The organism is Mycobacterium shimoidei (genome assembly GCF_900417275.1).
GTDB classification, from domain to species: Bacteria; Actinomycetota; Actinomycetes; order Mycobacteriales; family Mycobacteriaceae; genus Mycobacterium; species Mycobacterium shimoidei.
The window spans coordinates 3,415,115-3,435,362 of the sequence record NZ_UEGW01000001.1 but is presented as its reverse complement, the minus strand read 5'-3'; the positions used below and the strand labels follow the sequence as shown (position 1 = coordinate 3,435,362).

The window sequence follows — 20,248 nt, the reverse complement described above, 5'->3', positions numbered from 1 at the left end:
ATTGTGCCTACTGCTGAGGTTTCCTCCGATCACGGGGCCGCGCTGGTTGTCGTGTCTGCGGGTGCGCGACGAATACGGGTGCGTGCTAACTGGTTTCGGTTCGACGCGGTGCGGGCTGTCGCGATCGAGGACTCGGTCGCCACGGTGGCTGGTGTGGATGCGGTCCGCGCGTATCCGCGCACGGCTTCCGTGGTGGTCTGGTATTCACCCGAGCGCTGCGACACCGCTGCCATTTTGTCGGCGATCGCCGCCGCCGAGCACATCCCTGCCGAGTCGGTGCCCGCCCGGGCGCCGCACTCGGTCGAGGGAGGCAACCCCGGTGTGGTGCAGAGAATCCTCGACTGGAGCGAGCGGACGCTATCCGGCGAGCAAGCTGACAGGGTTTCACAACGACCAGTGCAACGAAGCGATGGCTGCTGCGACCACGACGACAGCCACCCTGAGTCGGAGCGGCTGTGGGGCGTTGTCAAGCTGCGGCGGGCCGCGTTCTCCGGGGTGGTGCTGACAGCCTCACTGGTGACGGCGTGGCTGACTCCATTCGGGCCGGTGGCGTTGGGATTGAAAGTCGTGGCGCTCGCGGTGGGCGCTTCGACGTTCGTGCCCTCAACCGTTAGGCGACTGACCGAGGGCCGTGTCGGTGTCGGCACGTTGATGACGATCGCCGCGCTCGGCGCTGTTGGACTCGGTCAGGTCGGCGAGGCCGCGATGCTGGCGTTTTTGTTCTCCATCAGCGAGGGTTTGGAGGAATACGCGGTGGCCCGTACCCGCCGCGGCCTGCGTGCTCTGCTGGCGCTGGTGCCGGATCAGGCCACGGTCTTGCGCGCAGGTGTCGAAACCGTGGTGGCCGCAGCCGAACTGCGCGTCGGTGATCAGATGATTGTCAAACCCGGGGAACGCCTGGCCACCGACGGCATCATTGTTGCCGGGCGCACCGCCCTGGACGTCTCGGCGATTACCGGCGAATCGGTGCCGGTAGAGGCCGGACCCGGTGATGAGGTGTTCGCCGGGTCGATCAACGGGTCCGGAGTGCTGCAGGTGGAGGTCACCGCGACCGTTGAGGACAACTCGTTGGCGCGAATCGTGCAGATCGTGGAAGCCGAACAGGCCCGCAAGGGCGCCAGCCAGCGCCTGGCCGATCGGATCGCGCAGCCGTTGGTGCCGGGCATCATGATCGCCGGGGCGCTGATCGCCGGGACGGGCAGCATCTTCGGTAACCCGCTGGTGTGGATCGAACGCGCTCTGGTGGTGCTCGTCGCCGCGTCCCCGTGCGCGCTCGCCATCGCCGTGCCGGTGACCGTCGTGGCGGCAGTCGGTGCCGCCTCGAAGATCGGGGTACTGATCAAGGGCGGTGCCGCGCTGGAAGCCCTGGGCACCATCAGTGGGATCGCGCTGGACAAAACCGGAACTTTGACCGCCAACCGGCCCACCGTCATCGACATCGCCACCACCAACGACGCCACCCGCGAAGAGGTGCTGGCGGTCGCGGCCGCGCTGGAAACCCGCAGTGAACACCCGCTGGCCGCGGCCGTCCTGGCCGCTACCCAAGCGCCGGTGGCCGCCGCGAGTGACGTGCACGCCGTTGCCGGAGCTGGGCTGACCGGCCACCTCGACGGGCAAGCCATCCGGCTGGGCCGGCCCGGCTGGATCGACCCCGCCGACCTCGCCGATCACGTAGCGCACATGCAACAAGCCGGGGCCACAGCGGTGCTCGTAGAACGCGATGACCGGCTGCTCGGTGCCATCGCCGTGCGCGACGAACTACGCCCAGAAGCTCCCGAGGTCATCACCGCGCTACGTGCCGGCGGCTACCAGGTGACGATGCTCACCGGCGACAATCACGCCACCGCGGCGGCGCTCGCCGCCCAAGCCGGCATCGAGCACGTCTATGCCGAACTGCGCCCCGAGGACAAGGCTCACCTGATCGCAGAACTGGGCGCTCACCGGCCCACCGCGATGGTCGGCGACGGCGTCAACGATGCTCCGGCCCTGGCCGCCGCCGACCTGGGAATCGCGATGGGCGCCATGGGAACCGATGTCGCGATCGAAACCGCCGACGTCGCCCTGATGGGCCAAGACCTGCGGCACCTGCCCCACGCACTAGCACATGCTCGACGCTCCCGGCAGATCATGGTGCAAAACGTCGGACTCTCCCTGGGCATCATCACCGTGCTCATGCCGCTGGCGATGTTCGGAACCCTCGGCCTGGCCACGGTCGTACTGGTGCACGAGCTTGCCGAAGTCGTCGTCATCGCCAACGGCGTACGCGCCGGACGCATAACGCCTCTTGCGGGGCCAGCACGAGACACCCGGCGGCAGGACAACTCAAGGTAGCGGCGGCCGTCACTGAATCCGAGGCATCGCAGGTCAGGCCCTCAAGCGCTGCCTCAGCCACAACGACAACGGACAACAAACACCCCGCCGAGCGCATCCAGGGCCGCGGGCACCAGCCGGTAGTACGCCCACTTGCCGCGCTGGGTTCGGTCGAGCAGGCCGGCCTCGACCAGGATCTTGAGGTGATGCGACACCGTCGGCTGGGATAGCCCCACAGTAGCGGTCAGGTCGCATACACACGCCTCGGCGCCCTCATGGCCCGCGATCATTGACACAAGCCGTAGCCGGGTCGGTTCGGCCAGCGCCTTGAGCACGCCGGCCAGCCGCTCGGCGGCGGCCGCGTCGAGTACGCCGTCGGTGATCGGGCTGCAGCACGCCGCAACGTCAGCGACCAGCAACGAGTCATCGCGTTCGGTCGGGGAGGCGATCGCGGCGGGCATGGCCCCAGTATGACACACGCATTGACAGTCATCGATGTTTCCCGCACACTGCTCACATAGATGTCTGTCGATGGAAAGAGTAGGTGCGATGACCGCCGAACACAATGAGCTGCGTGATCAGGTCCGGGCCAGCTACGGCGCCGCCGCCACCGCGATCAGCGGGGGCGCTACCAACAGCGATGTGCTGACCGCCGCGAGCTGCTGCGGGTCCAGCGACTCAGCCGATATCGGGACCATCTTCGGCGCCGGTCTCTACGGCGACGACGAGCACTCCGAGATTCCCGCTGAAGCGGTTGCGGCCAGCCTGGGTTGCGGTAACCCGACCGCGGTCGCTGACTTGCACCCCGGAGAGCGGGTGCTTGACCTGGGTTCTGGCGGCGGGATCGACGTTTTGTTGTCGGCGCGCCGGGTCGGCCCGGACGGGTTTGCTTACGGCGTCGACATGACCGACGAGATGCTGGCCTTGGCGAGGCGGAACGCCGAAGAATTCCGAGCCAAGGCCGGTGTCACCAACGTCGAGTTCCGCAAGGGCACCATCGAAGACATCCCGCTGCCCGATGCCGCCGTCGATGTGGTGATCTCCAACTGCGTGATCAACCTGTCCGCCGACAAACCGGCCGTGATCGCCGAGATGTTCCGGGTGCTGGTCCCCGGCGGGCGGATCGGGATCTCCGACGTCGTCGCCGAAGACCACCTCAGTTCGGCCGAGCGCGCCGAACGCGGCTCCTACGTCGGCTGCATCGCCGGAGCGCTGTCCCGCCAGGAGTACCTCGACGGACTGGCCGCGGCCGGGTTCACCGATGCCACGGTCACGTTCACCCACCAGGTGGCCGAAGGGATGCACGGCGCGATCATCCACGCCACCAAACCCGCCGCATCGTCTGATTGAGACAGCCGCAGCGAACGACCGCGCCACCGCGCCCCGACCCACCTCACGTTGACAGCTGCCAGTGAAGCGGTACGCCGCTCGCGCCACGGGAGAGAAACCTCATGAGTGACACCGCCATATCGACTGCTGCACCCGCAGTGGCCGCCAAGCTGTCCACCCTGGACCGGCTCTTGCCGGTATGGATCGGGGTAGCGATGGCCGCCGGCCTGCTGCTGGGGCGGCTGGTGCCCGGCCTGGGCGCGGGCCTAAGTGCCATTGAGGTCGACGGAGTCTCGCTGCCCATCGCCCTTGGGCTGTTGGTGATGATGTATCCGGTGCTGGCCAAAGTCCGCTACGACCAGCTCGGCGAGGTCACCGCCGACCGCAAACTGCTGGCGTCCTCGCTGGTGTTGAACTGGCTGATCGGGCCGGCGGTGATGTTTGCCCTGGCGTGGCTGCTACTTCCCGATCTGCCCGAATACCGCACCGGGTTGATCATCGTCGGGCTGGCCCGCTGCATCGCCATGGTCATCATCTGGAACGACCTGGCCTGCGGGGACCGCGAGGCCGCCGCAGTGCTGGTCGCGTTGAACTCGATCTTTCAGGTTCTCATGTTCGCCGCGCTGGGCTGGTTTTACCTGTCGGTGCTGCCGGGCTGGCTGGGCCTGTCCCAGACCGGGATCGAGGTCTCCCCGTGGCAGATCGCCAAATCGGTGTTGATCTTCCTCGGCGTCCCACTGTTGGCCGGGTACCTGTCCCGCCGCCTAGGCGAACGCGCCAAAGGCCGCACCTGGTACGAGTCGCAATTCCTGCCCCGCATCGGCCCCTGGGCACTCTATGGACTGCTGTTCACCATCGTCATCCTGTTTGCCCTTCAAGGTGATCAGATCACCTCCCGGCCTTTCGATGTCGCCCGCATCGCGGTGCCGCTGCTGGCCTACTTCGCGATCATGTGGGCCGGCGGCTACCTGCTCGGCGCCCTCCTCAACGTCGGGTACGAGCGCACCACCACGTTGGCGTTCACCGCTGCCGGCAATAACTTCGAACTCGCGATTGCCGTCGCGATCGCCACCTACGGCGCCACCTCCGGGCAGGCCCTGGCCGGGGTCGTGGGCCCGCTCATCGAAGTACCGGTGCTGGTCGGACTCGTCTACGTGTCCCTGGCGCTGCGTACCCGCCTCTTCGGACCCGAGTCCCAATCACGCAGTGCCCGCTGATGGCCGACAAACCCAGCGTCCTGTTCGTCTGCGTGCACAACGCCGGTCGCTCCCAGATGGCGGCCGCACTGCTGATCCACCAGTCCGGTGGCCGCATCGAGGTCCGTTCCGCGGGCACCGAACCCGCCGACCAAGTCAACCCGGCGGCCGTTGCCGCGATGGCCGAACTGGGCATCGACATCACAGCCAACAGCCCCGCGGTGCTCACCGCCGACACGGTGCAAGCCAGCGACGTCGTGATCACCATGGGCTGCGGAGACACCTGCCCATACTTCCCGGGAGTCACCTACCGGGACTGGAAACTGCCCGACCCCGCCGGCCAAGCCCTTGAGGTCGTCCGCTCCATCCGCGACGACATCGCCAACCGCGTCCAGACCCTGATCGCCGAACTGCTACCTGGCACCACTACATAACCCAAACCCACAGTCACCGAAACCTGTTGCGCCACTGAGATCCCCCCGGGTTATCCAACGCGGCAACGGCCCATGAAATGCTGGTCGACTGTCTGGCCGTACCCGGGATCGATACGGCGATCGCTGAGCGTGCCGGCCCGTCTCCGTCACCGTCGATACTGATCGGCGGGGCCGAGGTGATGCGTCCCGATCCGCCCCCGATGGGTCGGTTTGGGCCTGCCCGGCCGCCACGTGATGCTGAGCTAGTGGCCGCGAGGGGCGTACATGATCACGGCAACGCCTACCAGGCAGGCCAGGGCGCCGATCACATCCCAACGGTCGGGTCGGAACCCGTCGAGGGCCATGCCCCACGCCAGCGAGCCGGCGACGAATACGCCGCCGTAGGCGGCCAAGATCCGGCCGAAATGGGCATCGGGCTGCAGGGTGGCGACGAACCCGTACATTCCTAGCGCGATGACGCCGAGTCCCGCCCAGAGCCAACCACGTTGCTCGCGGACGCCTTGCCAGACAAGCCAGGCACCGCCGATTTCGGCGACCGCAGCCAGGACGAATAACAGGATTGAACGCGCCACCATGATTGCTGATCTTAGGAGACCGTGCCGGGGCATCGGGGCGTCCCCGGCTTCCGGACGCGGCAGCCCCACAACCCGATCGTCGACCCGTGCGCGTACCCGTGACAGACACCTGCCCCGCACACCATACTCAGAGAGCCAACCCACGGGAACCGACGTGAACACGGCAATGCGTTGGCGTTCAAATCGAATGCCGCACTGCCGGTTCAGTCAGTTCTTCGAGAACTGGGCACTCGGCACTGGACCCGCTCACGCAGGCAGCACCGGCATCCTCGATCAACCCCGCAATACTGTGCTCAAGCGCACGGATCTGAGGCGCCGCAGGTCAAACGGCCAGCAGCGCCTCAGATCAAACGACAGCGGACAGCCAGATCAAAATGTCGCCGCTAAAGCGCAGGGGCGGGTGCGTGGTTGTGTCGTCGTCGTCATGACTTAACTCCTCGCTAGACAAGGTTGATGACCAACGCGGGGTGCACCAGCAGCACAACGCCAAGGATTACGAGCACCGCCCCCGTGACGCGCGTGAGCCAATCGCCGAAGGAGGCGACTCGCTCCAGCCAGATCACCACCGAGAGCGCCAGCATCCACGCCAATTGCATGGTGCCGAAGGCGATCATGACTACGAACAGCATCCAGCAGCTGCCCAGACAAAAGACGCCGTAGCGCCCACCGGCACGAAGCGCCCGGGCCGGGCTGTCGTGGTACTTGCCGCACGGCGGGGAAACCGACAATGGCCAGTAGCAGTGCCGCAGGCACGCTGCTTTCAGCGGCGTGAGCTGATAGATCCCGGCGGCCAGCGCTATGGCGCCGGCCAGGCGGCCGACCCACGGTGATCCGTGTGCCAGTGGCCCGTTGAGGTGGCTCCACGCCCAGAAGGCGGGGATCCCGGTGGCGCTCCACAGGGCCAGGTATCCGGCGACGAAGACGATCGCTGGAGCGGCGCTGCCGGTGGCGGCGCGGGCGTAGGCGCGAACGACGGGCAGGACCGCAGGAAGCATCATCGCGGCCATCATGGCCACCCACGCGATGAGGAAACCGGCGAACGACATCATTGGCGCGGTCTCCATGGGCATTCCTGGCTCGGTGTCCATAGACATGGCGTCGCCGGTCATGCTGACCACTGACCACCACCAGCCCACCCCCGCCACACCCAGCAGGGCGGCCGGCAACCACGCATCAGTCCATGACCACTCACGCATTTCGGTGCTGTTCATGGTCTAGTGGCCGGGACCGACGGTGGCGTCGGCATCCAGGTCGCTTTCCAGAATCCAGCACACCGTGGACTGGTCATGTTCGGTGGGCGCGGCGTGCGCCGCGTGGTCGAGAAGGGTCTGCAGGTGGCCTTCGAGGGCGACCAGTTCGGCGATCTGCGCGCGGACTTGGTCCAGACGGGTGTGCAGGACCTGTTGCACGTGCCCGCACGGCACCTCACCGCGGTCGTGGATCGCCAGGATTTGGCGCACCTTCTGCAAGGTCAGCCCGGCGGCTTGGCCCCGATGGATGAACCGCAGCCGATCCACGACCTCGGGCCCGTAGTCGCGGTACCCCGACGCCGTGCGTGCCGGTGGCGGGAGCAGCCCCGCGTTCTCGTAGAAGCGAATGGTTTTCGCGCTGGTATTGCTGAGTTTCGCTAGTTCGCCGATCTGCATGGAACCCATCCTTGACCTTCCACTGTACTGGAAGGTCAAGGATGGGTTCGTGTCGCTCCGCAGCGACCGTGGCCGACTGGTCACCGTTTGGCGGTGCAACGACGGGAAGGGAGTGCTTGGTATGGCGTGGCATGGGTTCTTGATGAAGGCGGCGCCCACGGTGGTAACCGGGGTGGTGGGGGTTGCGGCGTATGAGGCAGTGCGCACGGCCGTGGCGAAGGTTCCGTTGCGCACGGCAACCGTTGCTGTGACCGCGTGGGGCATCCGGGCCGCCCGCGAAGCGCAGCGCACGGCCGAAACGAACACGGAACAGATCCGATTGACGGTCGCCGACGTGGTTGCCGAGGCACGAGAGCGCGCCGGAGAGGACACCGAACCGGCGATCGTGACGAGCCCGGGCGACGGCCATGACGACTGAGGTCCTGCCGGCCGCCGACGCCACGGCGACGGTCGTATCGGACGCGTCCGGGCGGATGCGGCTGCGCATCACCGGATTTCATGTCGATGCGGTCCGGGCCGTCGCGATCGAGGAGACTCTGGCCACGGTGCCCGGTGTGCAGGCGGTGACGGCCTATCCGCGCACGGCATCGGTGGTGATCCAGTATTCGCCGCAGCGCTGCGACACCGCGGCGGTGCTGTCGGCGATCGGCGTAGCCGAGCACATCCCTGCAGAGTTGGTGCCCACCCGTGCCCCGCATTCCGGCGATGCGCGCACCCCCGGGGTGGTGCGCAAGGCCATCGGTGGACTCCGCCGATTACTGGGCGCCCGGCCCGATAGCGACGCGCCGCGCGACACCGAGGGTAGTGGCGGCTGCGGGCAGGGACAGGGCGGTGCGTGCGGCACGGCGTCCTCGGGTGAACTGAACAGGCGTGAGCAGCGGAACTGGTTGCGGCGGTTGTGGCTGGCCATGCCGTTGGCGCTGCTGGCGTCGGTGTCGACGATGGTGTTCGGCGCCTATCCGTGGGCGGGGTGGTTGGCGTTCGCGGCGACGGTACCGGTGCAATTCGTCGCCGGGTGGCCGTTCCTGCGCGGCGCGGTGCAGCAGGCGCGGGCGGGAAGCGCCAACATGGACACGCTGATCACACTGGGCACATTGACCGCATTCGGCTACTCCACGTATGAGTTGTTCGCCGGTGGCGCACTGTTCTTCGAGACGGCGGCGCTGATCATTGCGTTCGTGGTGCTGGGTCGCTATTTCGAGGCCAGATCCACGAGCAAGGCGTCGGAGGCGATCGGCAAGCTTTTGGAGATGGGCGCCAAGGAAGCCTGCCTGCTCGTCGGCGGGCAAGAAATTCTCGTGCCGGTTGATCAGGTACAAGTCGGAGACCTGGTACGGGTACGGCCTGGGGAGAAGATCCCGGTCGACGGCGAGATCACCGACGGGCGCGCCGTCGTCGATGAGTCAATGCTGACCGGCGAGTCCGTCCCGGTCGAAAAATCGGTGGGCGACCGTGTTGCCGGTGCGACGGTCAACATCGACGGGCTGCTGACCGTGCGCGCCACCGCCGTCGGCGCCGATACCGCGCTGGCGCAGATTGTGCGCCTGGTCGAGCAGGCACAGGGCGGCAAGGCGCCGGTACAGCGACTGGCTGACCGGGTCTCGGCGGTGTTCGTCCCGGCCGTCGTCGGGGTTGCCGCGGTGACGTTTGCCGGGTGGACGCTGATCGCCGCCAACCCGGTCGCCGGTATGACCGCCGCGGTGGCGGTGCTGATCATCGCGTGCCCGTGTGCGCTGGGCCTGGCCACTCCCACGGCGATCACGGTCGGCACCGGCCGCGGCGCGGAGCTGGGGATCCTGGTCAAAGGCGGCGAGGTGATGGAAGCGTCGAAGAAGATCGACACCGTGGTGTTCGACAAAACCGGCACGCTGACCCGCGCCCAGATGCGGGTCACCGATGTGATTGCCGGCAAGCGGCGCCAGCCCAATCTGGTGCTGCAGATCGCCGCCGCGGTCGAGTCGGGCTCCGAGCACCCCATCGGCGCGGCGATCGTCGCGGCCGCGCGCGAGCTGGGGTTGCAGATTCCGGCCGCCACGGCGTTCGCCAGCCTCGCCGGCCACGGGGTGCAGGCCCAGATCGACGGCCGCACCGTGCTGGTCGGACGTCGCACACTTGTCGACGACCACGAGCTGCTGCTGCCTGAGCACCTTGCGGCGGCGGCCGCCGAACTCGAAGAGCAGGGCCGCACCGCGGTGTTCGTCGGCCGCGACGACCACGTTGTGGGCGTGCTCGCCGTCGCTGACACGGTCAAGGACGACGCCGCCGACGTGGTCGCTCAACTGCACGCCATGGGCTTGCAGGTCGCCATGATCACCGGCGACAACGCGCGCACCGCCGCCGCGATCGCCACACAGGTCGGCATCGATCACGTCCTGGCTGAGGTGCTGCCGCAGGACAAGGTCACCGAGATCGAGCGGCTACAAGACCAGGGGCGGGTGGTCGCGATGGTGGGCGACGGCGTCAACGACGCCCCCGCGCTGGTGCAGGCCGATCTGGGCATTGCGATCGGCACCGGCACCGACGTGGCCATCGAGGCCTCCGACATCACGCTGATGTCCGGCCGGCTCGACGGTGTTGTGGAGGCGATCGCGCTCTCGCGGCAGACGCTGCGCACGATCCACCAGAACCTTGGCTGGGCCTTCGGCTACAACACCGCCGCGATCCCCCTAGCCGCACTCGGTCTGCTCAACCCGATCATCGCGGGAGCGGCGATGGGGCTCTCCTCGGTCAGCGTGGTCACCAACTCGCTGCGGCTACGCCGCTTCGGCCGCCACACCCGACAAGGATCGCCCCAGACCGCCCACATGGTGGACATCCCAGATAGCGCGACGTGGGATTCGTGAAGCCAGTAGGTATGCCACAACATCGGCGCTCATTCACCCCGCAGTATCGAGTCACGGCCGCGCACATGGTGATCGACGGGCAGCGGCGAGTCGCTGAGGTAGCCCGCCAGCTAAACGTGGACACGAGCCTGCTGCATACATGGGTGCGCGATGAGCGGTGGCTGATGTCCCAGGCCCGCAGCGGTGACGGCCAGCGGCCAGATGTCGCTGGCGAACAGCCGCTTTCGGTCCAGGAGCGAGCGGATTTGGTCCGGCTAGGGCAGACCGCAGCCGAGCAGGCGCAAGAAATGGCCGGCATAGACGCGTCTCGGCACACTTTGCGACCGCAGCAGCGGCGAGCCGCGGCTTGAACTCGCCGCAAGGGAGTGCGCCTGCCACGGCGTACCCGAAATCGCCGAGCTACCGGGCGCGTCGAACTCCGGCTGCAACTGTCACCGGGTCGCGAAAATTGACCCACCTGAGATGCTAATGATGGGTGTTGGGAGACCGTGGGATGCGGATTGAGATTCTGAGCAGCCCGGGCTGTCCGAACGCGGCAACGGCCCATGAAATGCTGGTCGACTGTTTGGCCGTGGTCGGGATCAACACGGCGATCGTTGAGCGGGTCGGACCCTTTCCGTCACCGTCGATACTGATTGACGGCACCGATGTGATGCGTCCCGATCGGCCGCCGACGGGTGACGTCTGTCGGTTGGATCTGCCCAGCCGTGACGTCATACTGACCGCGCTGCGACGGGCGATTGCGGCCGAAAGCTAGTGGCCGCGAGGAGCGTACATGTTCACGGCAACGCCGGCCAGGAAAACCAGGGGCGCCAAGCACGTCCCAGCGGCCGGGTCGGAACCCCTCGAGGGCCATACCCCACGCCAGCGAGCCGCCGACGAACACGCCTCCCCGTAGGCGGCCAGGATCCGGCCTATTTACCTCAGATCAGATGACAAACCACCCGCAACAGGATCGCCATTTGATCTGAGGCACCGCAGGTCAGACGCCCGCACCTGCCTCAGATAGAACGACAACGGACAGCTGATTCGCGCTCTCGTCTCAAGCGCCCGCTCGATCAGCCGCTCGGTGAAACGCGGCTCCGGTGTGCCGCGCCCGTCCGGGCCGGCCTCGTCACCGCCGTACAGCAACCCGTCGGCGCCGATGGTCCCCACATATCTGACCTCGGGGTCGTACACAAGGTGCGCGACCCGTCCGATGTTCAGCGCGGCGCTGACTTCCGACAACCCGACGGCGGCCACGCCGAAGCCGACGCCTTCACGTATGCGCTCCACGAGTTGACGCTCGCGTTCGAGGTGCTGTTCGTGGATCCATTCCGTGACGGCCTCCGACAGCGCGGCGTCGTCAAGCCCGATGAGGACACGCGTATCAGCGAACACCTTGTCGCGCAGTGCCTTTGGAAATCTGGAAATGGTCGCATCGGTGAGGCGCTCTCCCCCGCTGACCAGGATGCGCTCCCAGCCGCGCTCGTCGGCGAGCGTTGCCGTCACCTTAGTGACCTGATTCAAAAACCGCTCCGTCTGCTTTCGCTCGCGGGACTGACGCTGTTCGCGCACCGGAGAGTGGAACTGTCCGGGCGGGCCGCCTCCGCGTTGTCCGGCGCGCTCGTGCGGCGCTTCAACGTATTCCTGCTCCAACGTGCTCAGCGGCTGCAGTGACCCGACGCGCCACTCGAACAGCCGAGCCTCCTTCGCGGACAAGATGAGGAAGCCCGCCGGCCGCCCTTCATCGAGCAGTTCCAGCAACGGATGCACGAACGGTGTGTCGTCCAGGACCAACCGATTGGCCACCGGCATCGCGCTCTTCAGTTGCAGCGTCCAGCCGCTGTCCAACGCGGCGAAAACTATTCGGCTGCGGCCCGTCCCGGTCGGATCCGCCAGGCGCTCGATCTGCGGCCAGAGCCGCTCCAGCGCGGCGGTCAGTTCGCGGCTTGGCTCGGCGTCGCCAGCTTCGCCTATCCGACGCAGCAACTCCCGATACCGGTTCTTCAGGTCGATCGCGACCGCTCGCAGGTTGGGATCGGGCCGCGGGTCGGCGTGCGCATAGACCGACAGCACGCCGTGTTTGTCTGTCCGGCGCAAGAGATCCCGCAGACTGTCCTCGTCGAGCCGCTCGAGAGCTAGCACGATCCACCGCCTTTCGCTTTGTTGCGCTTCGCCGATATCCCTCCCGCCTACCTCATGGTGCATGCCGATCGGACGTTTCTACAGGGGTCGTTAGTCCCTAGAGGTGTCCTCACCCGGGTGGCAGCCTGAACGTATGGCTCTTCATTGGTACCGTCGCCCGCGACTGGTAGTGCTTAACCCGAAGGATCCGGTGCTGGATGCCGCACGCGCGATCGAGCAGAATCGCATCGGCGCCGTGGTCGTCCAGAAGGCCGGCCAGCTGGTCGGCATGGTCACCGACCGCGACCTCACCGTGCGGGCATTGGGGCGCGGGCTTGATCCATCGACAACCAAGATCGCCGACGTGATGACTCCGTCACCGGTGACGCTGTCCCCGTCCGACTCGACCGCGGACGCGATACGCCTGATGCGAGAACGCAACGTGCGACGCATCCCGCTGGTCGATGACGGGCGAGTCGTCGGCATGGTGACACTGGATGATCTCATTCTCGACGAGGCCGCACCGCTCGAAGACCTCGCGGCGATCGTGGAGGCGCAGATCGGCGAGGGGGGTCCCGCCGAGAGTGAGCGGTCACCGGCGCGTCGTCGTAGCCTCGTGAGAGCAGAAGCGACGCTCAATCGGTTGGTCCGGCTGGTTCAGGAGGAGGCCGGTCTAGACGACGTCGACCAGGCCCGCACCGCGCTCGACGTCGTCGTGAGCGCCCTGGTTCGACGGCTCAACGCGGGGGAAGCGAAAGACTTCATTTCACAACTGCCCTCGCTGCTCAAGCCGCACCTGCAGGCCCTGCCCCCGGGGCCGGACCGTTCGGTCACGCGCGAGTCCATCGAGGCCGAGCTCGTCGCACAGTTGGGTGTCGACCGGGCTCGGGCAACTCCGCTCCTCGTCGCGGTCGCGACAACCGTACTGGCAGCGATCAGCCCCGGCGAAGCCAAACAGGTGCGCAGCCAGCTTCCGACGGAACTTCAGGAGATCCTCACCGCGGCAGTGCCGGCCTAAGGGACCCGCTGGCCGTCGGCGCCGAAGAAATGCGCATGCTCGGATTGCGGCTGCAATCGCACTCGGGTACCGCGCGACGGTGGATTGTGTCCGTCGACACGGACGATCACCGGACGAATCGTGGCGTCGCCGGGTACGCACAGCCGTCCATACAGATACGCATCGGCACCGAGCTCCTCGACGACATCGACCTCCATTTCCAGGCCGGTGTCGGCGATTTCGAGGTGCTCGGGTCGCAAACCTACCGTGATCTCATCGCCGGCGTCGGTCACTGCGCGGGGTAGCGCGAGCCGCCAGTCTCCCAGTGCCACCGAGTGATCACTGACCGCGAGCGTGAAAAGGTTCATTGCCGGAGATCCGATGAATCCCGCGACGAATACATTCGCGGGATTTCGGTAGAGCTCGCGCGGCGACGCATATTGTTGCAGCACACCGTCACGCAGGACCGCTACCCGGTCGCCCATCGTCATGGCTTCGACTTGGTCGTGGGTTACGTACACGGTCGTGGTACCCAGCCGCCGCTGCAATCCGGCGATCTGGTTTCTGGTCTGGACCCGCAACTTGGCATCGAGGTTGGACAGCGGTTCGTCCATCAAGAACACCTGGGGTCGGCGCACGATGGCGCGACCCATCGCCACCCGTTGCCGTTGGCCGCCGGACAGGTCCTTAGGTTTGCGGTCCAGGTAGGGCTCCAGGTCCAGCAGACGCGCCGCGTCCAACACGCGCTCACGGATCTCGGCTTTGGGTGTCTTGGCAATCTTCAAGGCGAAACCCATGTTCTGGGCCACGGTCATGTGCGGATAAAGCGCGTAGTTTTGGAAAACCATTGCGACGTCACGGTCTTTGGGGTCGTCGGCGGTGACGTCACGGGCGCCGATGCGGATGCGGCCGGAGTCGAGGGTCTCCAAGCCGGCGATCATTCGCAGCGAAGTCGTTTTGCCGCACCCGGAAGGCCCCACCAGCACAACGAACTCACCATCGTCGACCGACAGATCGAGATGGTCGAGCGCCGGCCGGTCCGTCCCGGGGTATTGGCGGGTGGCTTGCTCGAAAGTCACTGAGGCCATGGCTATCCACCGATCCCCGTCAAGGCGATCCCTCGGACGAAGGCGCGTTGAGCCACCGCGTAGATGATGACCAGTGGAAGCAGAATGAGCATCGATGCGGCCATCAGCACCGGCCACCGAGCGACGTATTCCCCCTGCATCCGCACCAGACCAAGCGTGAGGGTGGCAATACTCTTGCGTTGCAACATCAGCAGCGGCCACAGGAAGTCGTTCCAGACATTGACCCAGGTGAGTACCGCCAGCACCATGACCGCGGGTCTGGCGTGCGGCAGCAGGATCCGCCAATAGATCTGCCACGGCGAACAGCCGTCGAGGATCGCGGCCTCTTCGAGGTCGGCCGGCAGGGTTCGGAAGAACTGCCGCATCAGGTAGGTGCCGAAGGCGGTGCCGAACAGACCCGGCACGATCATCGCCCACGGCGTGTCGGTCCACCCCACCAAGCGCATGAGGATGAACTGCGGAATCACGGTCACCGTCAGCGGCACCATCAGCGTGCCCAAGTACAGCACGAACACCGTGTCACGTCCGCGGAATTGCAGGCGTGCGAACGCATATCCCGCCAGCGAGCAGAAGAAGACCTGACCGGCAGTGATGCATCCGGCATAAACCACCGTATTGAAGAACATCCGCCAGAACGGCATCAGCGCAAACACGTCGCGGTAATTCGACCATTGCGGGTGGGTCGGGAACAGCGTTGGCTCACTCACCTCGCCTTCGCGTTTGAGCGACCCCGATACCGCCCACAGTATCGGGAACAGCGCACACCACGCCACGACGATCAGCGCACCGTAGAGCGCGATGGCGCGCCCGACACTGCGCGCGGCAACTCTGCTCATGGGCCCTCCCACGCCCGTCGGCGCGCAAGCCGGAGCTGGGCCACCGTCAACGCGAGCAAGACCGCAAACATCACCCACGCCAGCGCCGACGCATAACCAAACTCCAGAAACGCGAACGCATGCTGAAAAAGCATGATGCCCAACACGTACGTGCCGGTCTCCGGTCCGCCGTTGCGGCCGGTGAGGACATACACCAAGTCAAACGCCTGGAACACATGAATGATCGAGATGACGACCACAAACGACAAGGCGCCCCGGATCAGCGGCACGGTGATCGACACGAATTGGCGGATCTCGCCTGCCCCGTCGATTCTGGCCGCCTCGTAGACGGTTTCGGGAACTCCCTGCATCGCCGCCAACAAGATGACGGTGGCGAACGGGACACTTTTCCACACGCTGACAAGACACAGTGACACCATGGCCCACCTGGGTTCGATCAGCCACGGGACCGGACCGATCCCGAACCAGCCGAGCATGATGTTGAGTAGTCCATTGTCGGTGTTGAAAACGAACTGCCAGACCACAGCCATCACCACCGACGACATGGCCAACGGCAGAAAGACGATGGTGCGAAAGACTCCGATGCCCTTGACCTTCCGATTCAGGATGCCGGCCACGGCCAGACTGATAAAAACGGTCGGCACGATGGTTCCGACGGTGAATATCAGCGTGTTGCGGACCGCAATGGGAAAAAGCGGGTCGGCGGTGAAAAGATGCCGAAAGTTGGCTGTGCCGACGAACTTTGCGGGGGTGAACAGATCCCACTCCTGGAAGCTCATATACAGCGAGAACCCGAGTGGAAACACCATGAACACCGCCACCGCGGCCAGGTTGGGGGCGACGAAAAGGCGTCCGGCACGTGCACGTCGTCGTGTGTCGATCGGTGTCATGGACTGCGCAGCACCTCGTCGACTTCATGCGACAGCCCGGCCGCCAACGACGTGGCCGGCCGGCTGCCACGCAGCACCGGCCCGAAGTTCCGGTCCATCAACGCGTTGACCTTCTCCCACGCCGGAGAAACCGGCAGGCCCTCGGAGTGCGCGGGCCCGTCGGTCAACACCGCAAGGTTGCCGATGCGCTGATGCGCGGATGCGAATCCGGGCGAGTTGATAGCCGAGCGCAGCACCGGAACGAAAAGCCCTGTCTCACCGATGATTGCCTGCCCGACGGGTCCAGCGGCGAACTTGACGAACTCCCATGCCTGTTGCTTGCGGTGGCTGCTGGCTGCGATGGCAAGGCCGGTGGTACCGATGTTGGAACGGCCTTTGCCTCCGTGTGGACCGGCCGGCAACACGGTGACGTCGAAATCCAGGCCCGGGGCACGGTCGAACGTCTGATACCGCCAGTGTCCGCCCAACGCCATCGCCGCCTTGCCGGCGGAGAACAGGTCCATCGTGGACATCGACTGCGTCTCGGAAGCGGTGGGAGCGACCCTGTACTTGTTGGCCAGATCGGCGTAAAACTGCACGCCTTCGATGAACTTGGCGTTGTCGAAGTTTACATGTGACGGGTTCATTCGCGGAACCGACCACGGGGCACCGTTGTTCATCCCGAACAATCCGGCTGAGTATGACGCCACCCAGGTGTCCACGAATCCCCACTGGGTCGCCCTTCCGGATCGGTCGCGCTTGGTGAGGGCCCGCGCTGTGTCGAGGAATTCGGCGAAGCTCCACGATTGATCCCAGTTGGTCGGCGGTGCAGGCACATTCGCCTCGTGGAAAAGCCTCTTGTTGTAGAACAGAAAATTGCCCGACCACTGCTCCGGGAAGGCGTACTGGCCGCCATTGAAGGTGAAGGTGTCATACAGCTCCCCGATGCTGTCGGCTTTCAGTTGCGCGGCGAAGGCCCGGTCTTGGGCCAACATGGTGTTGAGGTCGAGCAGCACGCCTCGGTCAGCCAGCCCCGCGTAACTGAACTCCCACGCCATCAGCACGTCGGGGCACTTGCCGCCGGCGCAAAATGTCGACATCTGCTGCACGGGATCCGGACCGGAGAGCAGGGTGCGCACCTTGATGTCGGGGTGCCGAGCCGAAAACGCGTCGATGATCCGCATCCTCGCGTCGGCCTCTTCGGGATTCGCGGCAAAAAAGAAGGTCAGCGCATCGTCGCCGGAGGCACAGCCCTGGGGCCACATCGCCAATGACGCGCCGCCAAGCACACCGGCGCCGCGCAACAACGTCCGCCGTCCAAACGGCTTATCGATCATGGCGCTTCGATTGTCGCCTGGTCACCGCGGAAGTGCCAGAACGGTGTCGCGGAGCCGGCCGGGATCGCCGACGATGTCGATGGTGTGAATACGGCCCTCGCGGATTCCGATGCGCAGCAGTGCCTGCAGGCGTCCCGCCGGCGCAATCGCGATACCCGGCGCGCCGTCGACGAGCACCACGACGCCGACCCGGGCGCGCTGGGTGAATTGCCGGGTTTCCTCCGCGACCTGGCGCGCGCCACGGACTTCGGTGGGCACGTCCGCGGGCACCAACACGCGGTCAACGCGACGAATCACGTTGGGCGCCAGTAGCTCGAGCAGCGTGGCGATATCCCCGCCGCGGGACGCTTCGAGGAAGGCCTGCACGATCCTGACGTGCTCGGCCGTCGGACTCGGCTCGGCGGACGGCGCGGGCCGGACCCGCCCACGCGCCCGGCTGGCCAGCTTCTTGGCCGCGCCGGCCGACCGGCCCAACAGGTCGCCGATCGTTTCGAACGGGACGCCGAACACGTCGTGCAATACGAATGCGACCCGCTGCTCGGGGGTGAGCCGGTCGATGACCACCAGCAGGGCGCGATCAACCGCGTCCGCCAACAGAACGTCTTCGTCGACGGGCATCACCGGGGCCGGTTCCCACGCCTCCAGCGGCTGCTCGGCTCGGCGTTTGCGGGTCCGTAGCTGGTCCAATGCCTCACGTGCGGTGATGGTGGTGAACCAGCCGGTGGGGTTTTCGATGCCGTCCGGGTCCGCGCGACTGGCCTTGAGCCAGGCGGCCTGCACGGCGTCTTCGGCATCGGCCGCCGACCCGAGCAGGTGAAACGCGACGGACCGCAGATGTCGGCGATCGGCGTCGAATCGCCGAGCGAGTTCCTCGATCGCACTCATGGTCACCTTTCCTGCGCCCGAGACGTCAACCAGATGACTGCACTGTTCTCGATCAAGGAGACTCATAAGGAGGATGCCATGACCATCGCATACCTGGTAGTCACGCTGGTCACGGTGGTTGTCACCGCTTTCGTAGCCGTGGCCGACTATGTTCCGGCCAGGTTCGTGCTGGCGAATTCCGCCGAGGTGGGCGTCCCGCGTTCGTGGCTGCCGATGCTCGGAACGCTCAAGCTCGCCGGAGCCGTCGGTTTGGTCGCCGGCCTGGTACTGCCCGCGGTCGGCATCGCAGCCGCGGTCGGCCTGGTGCTGTTCTTCATCGGCGCCGTCGTCACACACCTGCGCGCGGGTGTGCTTTACAACATCGCGTTTCCGGGCGGCTACCTGCTGCTGTCGGCGGCGTCGTTGGCGCTGCTGCTCGCTGCAAAGTAGCGGATCCGGCGGATTGCATCGCCGCGGGCAGCTATGTCGGCGAACAGCACACCGCGACCGTGCGGCGACGTGACCGAAACCGCCACGGTCGGGCCCGCAGCGATGGCTTTCGTCCAGCCGCAGCCGGCCAGACACTCGGTCAACTCGGTAATGCCGACTTCTTCGTCATCTCCGAAGGTGATCGTGGTGGTACGTGAAAGTGCCCGCCGCGCACCGAGTTGGTCTCCTCGAGCCATCGCATGCAGAAAAGTGTCCACCTGCCGTTTGTGACGAAAACCGACCCGGCGCAAGCCAGTTGCGAAACCCACGCTGCCCACCAACCGCTGGTTGCGTATCAGTCCGTGCGACAGCTGTAGCGCGACCGGCAGCGCGGCGACGCCGTTGCGCAAGAACTGCACCATCATCGTCGGCAATTCCCAGTAGGCCCGTAATGCGGCAATCTTCCATTCGCCGCTCACCTGACGCAGGTCGTAGCGCAGGTGCGCCGGAATCCGCATCGTCACCGCGGGACTCATCTTCGTCTCGATCTCGAGGTCACGGATGACGACCGGGCCCCGGATGATGTCGAGATCGCGATGGAAAGTGAGGTCGCGAGGGCCGATGAAAGTGTCGTAGAAGCGGCCGATCTGCGCCGGCCCGACGTGGGGCCTCGACCCGACGGGATCCTCGACCGAACCGTCGACGGTGAACAAGTCCACCCAACCGGCGCGATCGCGGGCCGCCGCCGCCCGCGGCGATTGCTCCACCGCCGCCAGCAGTTCGGCTTGGGCCGCGTTCATCAGGCGCTCGGTAGCACTGCCACACCCGCGGTTCGCAGCGCGTCGATGGCCTCAGCGGTGGACTGCTCCCCCACCCCGGCGGTCAGGTTCAGCAGGACCCGGGTGGCAAAGCCCGCGCGTGCGGCGTCTTCCGCCGTCGCACGCACGCAGTGATCGGTGGCCAGACCCACCACGTCGACCTCGTCGACGCCGTGTTGCCGCAGCCAGTCGGCCAGCGGTGTGCCGCTGTCGTCGACTCCCTCGAAACCGCTGTAGGCCGCGTTGTAGGCGCCTTTGCGGAAGACGGCCTCGACGCGCCCGGTATCGAGCGCGGGATGGAATTCCGCCCCTCGGCTTCCGGCGACGCAATGCGGCGGCCACGACGAGGAGTAATCGGGCTGATCGGAGAAATGGTCGCCCGGGTCGATATGGAAATCCTGCGTCGCCACCACGTGCCGGTAATCGGGCGTGCGGGCCAAATAGTCGGTGATGGCCGCGGCGACCGCGGCACCGCCGCTCACACCCATGGAGCCGCCTTCGCAGAAGTCATTTTGGACGTCGACGATGATCAAGGCCCGCATACCTCCACCGTAACGCGGGCGCCGTTGCG

The 20,248-nt window shown here is 66.2% G+C and carries 20 protein-coding genes and 2 pseudogenes; 9 read left to right on the top strand and 13 right to left on the bottom strand.

The window, feature by feature from the left end:
- Positions 1-42 precede the first annotated feature (42 nt).
- Positions 43-2,331 (top strand): heavy metal translocating P-type ATPase, encoded by a 2,289-nt coding sequence (locus MSP7336_RS16575; protein ID WP_033718775.1) that lies wholly within the window; start codon positions 43-45, stop codon positions 2,329-2,331.
- A gap of 53 nt (positions 2,332-2,384) precedes the next feature.
- Here the strand turns inward: MSP7336_RS16575 and MSP7336_RS16570 are convergent, their stop codons facing one another.
- Entirely contained in the window at positions 2,385-2,771 is a 387-nt protein-coding gene (locus MSP7336_RS16570; RefSeq protein ID WP_007170252.1) for an ArsR/SmtB family transcription factor, read from the bottom strand.
- A gap of 88 nt (positions 2,772-2,859) precedes the next feature.
- On the opposite strand from MSP7336_RS16570, the gene arsM reads away from it, so the two are divergent.
- Complete coding sequence (arsM, locus tag MSP7336_RS16565) at positions 2,860-3,660, top strand: arsenite methyltransferase (RefSeq protein WP_007170251.1); 801 nt, start codon at positions 2,860-2,862, stop codon at positions 3,658-3,660.
- 101 nt (positions 3,661-3,761) lie between these two features.
- Positions 3,762-5,269: pseudogene (arsB, locus tag MSP7336_RS16560) on the top strand (ACR3 family arsenite efflux transporter).
- A 242-nt stretch (positions 5,270-5,511) separates the two neighbouring features.
- Here arsB and MSP7336_RS16545 read toward each other — a convergent pair.
- From MSP7336_RS16545 to MSP7336_RS16535, 3 genes are all read right to left on the bottom strand, one after another.
- Entirely contained in the window at positions 5,512-5,844 is a 333-nt protein-coding gene (locus tag MSP7336_RS16545) for a YnfA family protein (RefSeq protein ID WP_007170248.1), read from the bottom strand.
- A 440-nt stretch (positions 5,845-6,284) separates the two neighbouring features.
- Positions 6,285-7,055, bottom strand: a complete 771-nt coding sequence (locus MSP7336_RS16540) for a DUF2182 domain-containing protein (protein ID WP_007170247.1) — start codon at positions 7,053-7,055, stop codon at positions 6,285-6,287.
- A 3-nt stretch (positions 7,056-7,058) separates the two neighbouring features.
- Positions 7,059-7,490, bottom strand: a complete 432-nt coding sequence (locus MSP7336_RS16535) for a heavy metal-responsive transcriptional regulator (RefSeq protein WP_007170246.1) — start codon at positions 7,488-7,490, stop codon at positions 7,059-7,061.
- Between the two features lie 121 nt (positions 7,491-7,611).
- Here MSP7336_RS16535 and MSP7336_RS16530 point away from each other — a divergent pair, with 121 nt between their 5' ends.
- From MSP7336_RS16530 to MSP7336_RS16515, 4 genes are all read left to right on the top strand, one after another.
- The gene (locus MSP7336_RS16530) at positions 7,612-7,908 is read left to right on the top strand and encodes a DUF1490 family protein (protein ID WP_033718771.1); all 297 of its coding nucleotides are present in this window, start codon (positions 7,612-7,614) and stop codon (positions 7,906-7,908) included.
- A 55-nt stretch (positions 7,909-7,963) separates the two neighbouring features.
- Positions 7,964-10,333, top strand: coding sequence for a copper-translocating P-type ATPase (locus MSP7336_RS16525; protein ID WP_089150873.1), 2,370 nt, complete (start codon positions 7,964-7,966; stop codon positions 10,331-10,333).
- An 11-nt stretch (positions 10,334-10,344) separates the two neighbouring features.
- Complete coding sequence (locus MSP7336_RS16520; protein ID WP_033718757.1) at positions 10,345-10,683, top strand: transposase; 339 nt, start codon at positions 10,345-10,347, stop codon at positions 10,681-10,683.
- A gap of 143 nt (positions 10,684-10,826) precedes the next feature.
- The gene (locus MSP7336_RS16515; RefSeq protein WP_007172605.1) at positions 10,827-11,090 is read left to right on the top strand and encodes a hypothetical protein; all 264 of its coding nucleotides are present in this window, start codon (positions 10,827-10,829) and stop codon (positions 11,088-11,090) included.
- Here the strand turns inward: MSP7336_RS16515 and MSP7336_RS16510 are convergent.
- Positions 11,087-11,248, bottom strand: a pseudogene (locus MSP7336_RS16510) (YnfA family protein); the annotation flags it as partial. The gene MSP7336_RS16515 and the pseudogene MSP7336_RS16510 sit on opposite strands and share 4 nt — an antisense overlap.
- Before the next feature lie 3 nt (positions 11,249-11,251).
- Positions 11,252-12,460 (bottom strand): MSMEG_1130 family ribosome hibernation factor, encoded by a 1,209-nt coding sequence (locus MSP7336_RS16505; protein WP_181786806.1) that lies wholly within the window; start codon positions 12,458-12,460, stop codon positions 11,252-11,254.
- A 133-nt stretch (positions 12,461-12,593) separates the two neighbouring features.
- On the opposite strand from MSP7336_RS16505, the gene MSP7336_RS16500 reads away from it, so the two are divergent.
- The gene (locus tag MSP7336_RS16500; protein ID WP_113964149.1) at positions 12,594-13,457 is read left to right on the top strand and encodes a CBS domain-containing protein; all 864 of its coding nucleotides are present in this window, start codon (positions 12,594-12,596) and stop codon (positions 13,455-13,457) included.
- On the opposite strand, the gene MSP7336_RS16495 is transcribed toward MSP7336_RS16500, so the two are convergent.
- The 5 genes from MSP7336_RS16495 to MSP7336_RS16475 are packed head-to-tail and all read right to left on the bottom strand — an operon-like array spanning position 13,454 to position 18,451.
- Positions 13,454-14,524, bottom strand: a complete 1,071-nt coding sequence (locus MSP7336_RS16495) for an ABC transporter ATP-binding protein (protein WP_069396334.1) — start codon at positions 14,522-14,524, stop codon at positions 13,454-13,456. The genes MSP7336_RS16500 and MSP7336_RS16495 overlap by 4 nt on opposite strands.
- Before the next feature lie 2 nt (positions 14,525-14,526).
- Positions 14,527-15,360, bottom strand: coding sequence for a carbohydrate ABC transporter permease (locus MSP7336_RS16490; RefSeq protein WP_069396408.1), 834 nt, complete (start codon positions 15,358-15,360; stop codon positions 14,527-14,529).
- The gene (locus MSP7336_RS16485) at positions 15,357-16,250 is read right to left on the bottom strand and encodes a carbohydrate ABC transporter permease (protein WP_069396333.1); all 894 of its coding nucleotides are present in this window, start codon (positions 16,248-16,250) and stop codon (positions 15,357-15,359) included. The genes MSP7336_RS16490 and MSP7336_RS16485 overlap by 4 nt, the downstream gene beginning before the upstream one ends.
- The gene (locus tag MSP7336_RS16480) at positions 16,247-17,566 is read right to left on the bottom strand and encodes an ABC transporter substrate-binding protein (RefSeq protein WP_113964148.1); all 1,320 of its coding nucleotides are present in this window, start codon (positions 17,564-17,566) and stop codon (positions 16,247-16,249) included. Before MSP7336_RS16480 ends, MSP7336_RS16485 begins: the two co-directional genes overlap by 4 nt.
- Before the next feature lie 21 nt (positions 17,567-17,587).
- Positions 17,588-18,451 (bottom strand): sigma-70 family RNA polymerase sigma factor, encoded by an 864-nt coding sequence (locus MSP7336_RS16475; protein ID WP_113964147.1) that lies wholly within the window; start codon positions 18,449-18,451, stop codon positions 17,588-17,590.
- A gap of 78 nt (positions 18,452-18,529) precedes the next feature.
- Between MSP7336_RS16475 and MSP7336_RS16470 the strand changes: the two genes are divergently transcribed.
- A complete protein-coding gene (locus MSP7336_RS16470; protein WP_069396407.1) occupies positions 18,530-18,880 on the top strand; it encodes a DoxX family protein in 351 nt (116 codons plus the stop codon).
- Here MSP7336_RS16470 and MSP7336_RS16465 read toward each other — a convergent pair.
- Positions 18,829-19,659 carry a ketosteroid isomerase family protein gene (locus MSP7336_RS16465; RefSeq protein WP_069396330.1) on the bottom strand — a complete coding sequence of 277 codons (831 nt, stop codon included), beginning with the start codon at positions 19,657-19,659 and terminating at the stop codon, positions 18,829-18,831. The two genes, MSP7336_RS16470 and MSP7336_RS16465, sit on opposite strands and share 52 nt — an antisense overlap.
- Positions 19,659-20,219, bottom strand: a complete 561-nt coding sequence (gene pncA, locus MSP7336_RS16460; protein WP_113964146.1) for a pyrazinamidase PncA — start codon at positions 20,217-20,219, stop codon at positions 19,659-19,661. The genes MSP7336_RS16465 and pncA overlap by 1 nt, the downstream gene beginning before the upstream one ends.
- Between the last annotated feature and the right edge of the window lie 29 nt (positions 20,220-20,248).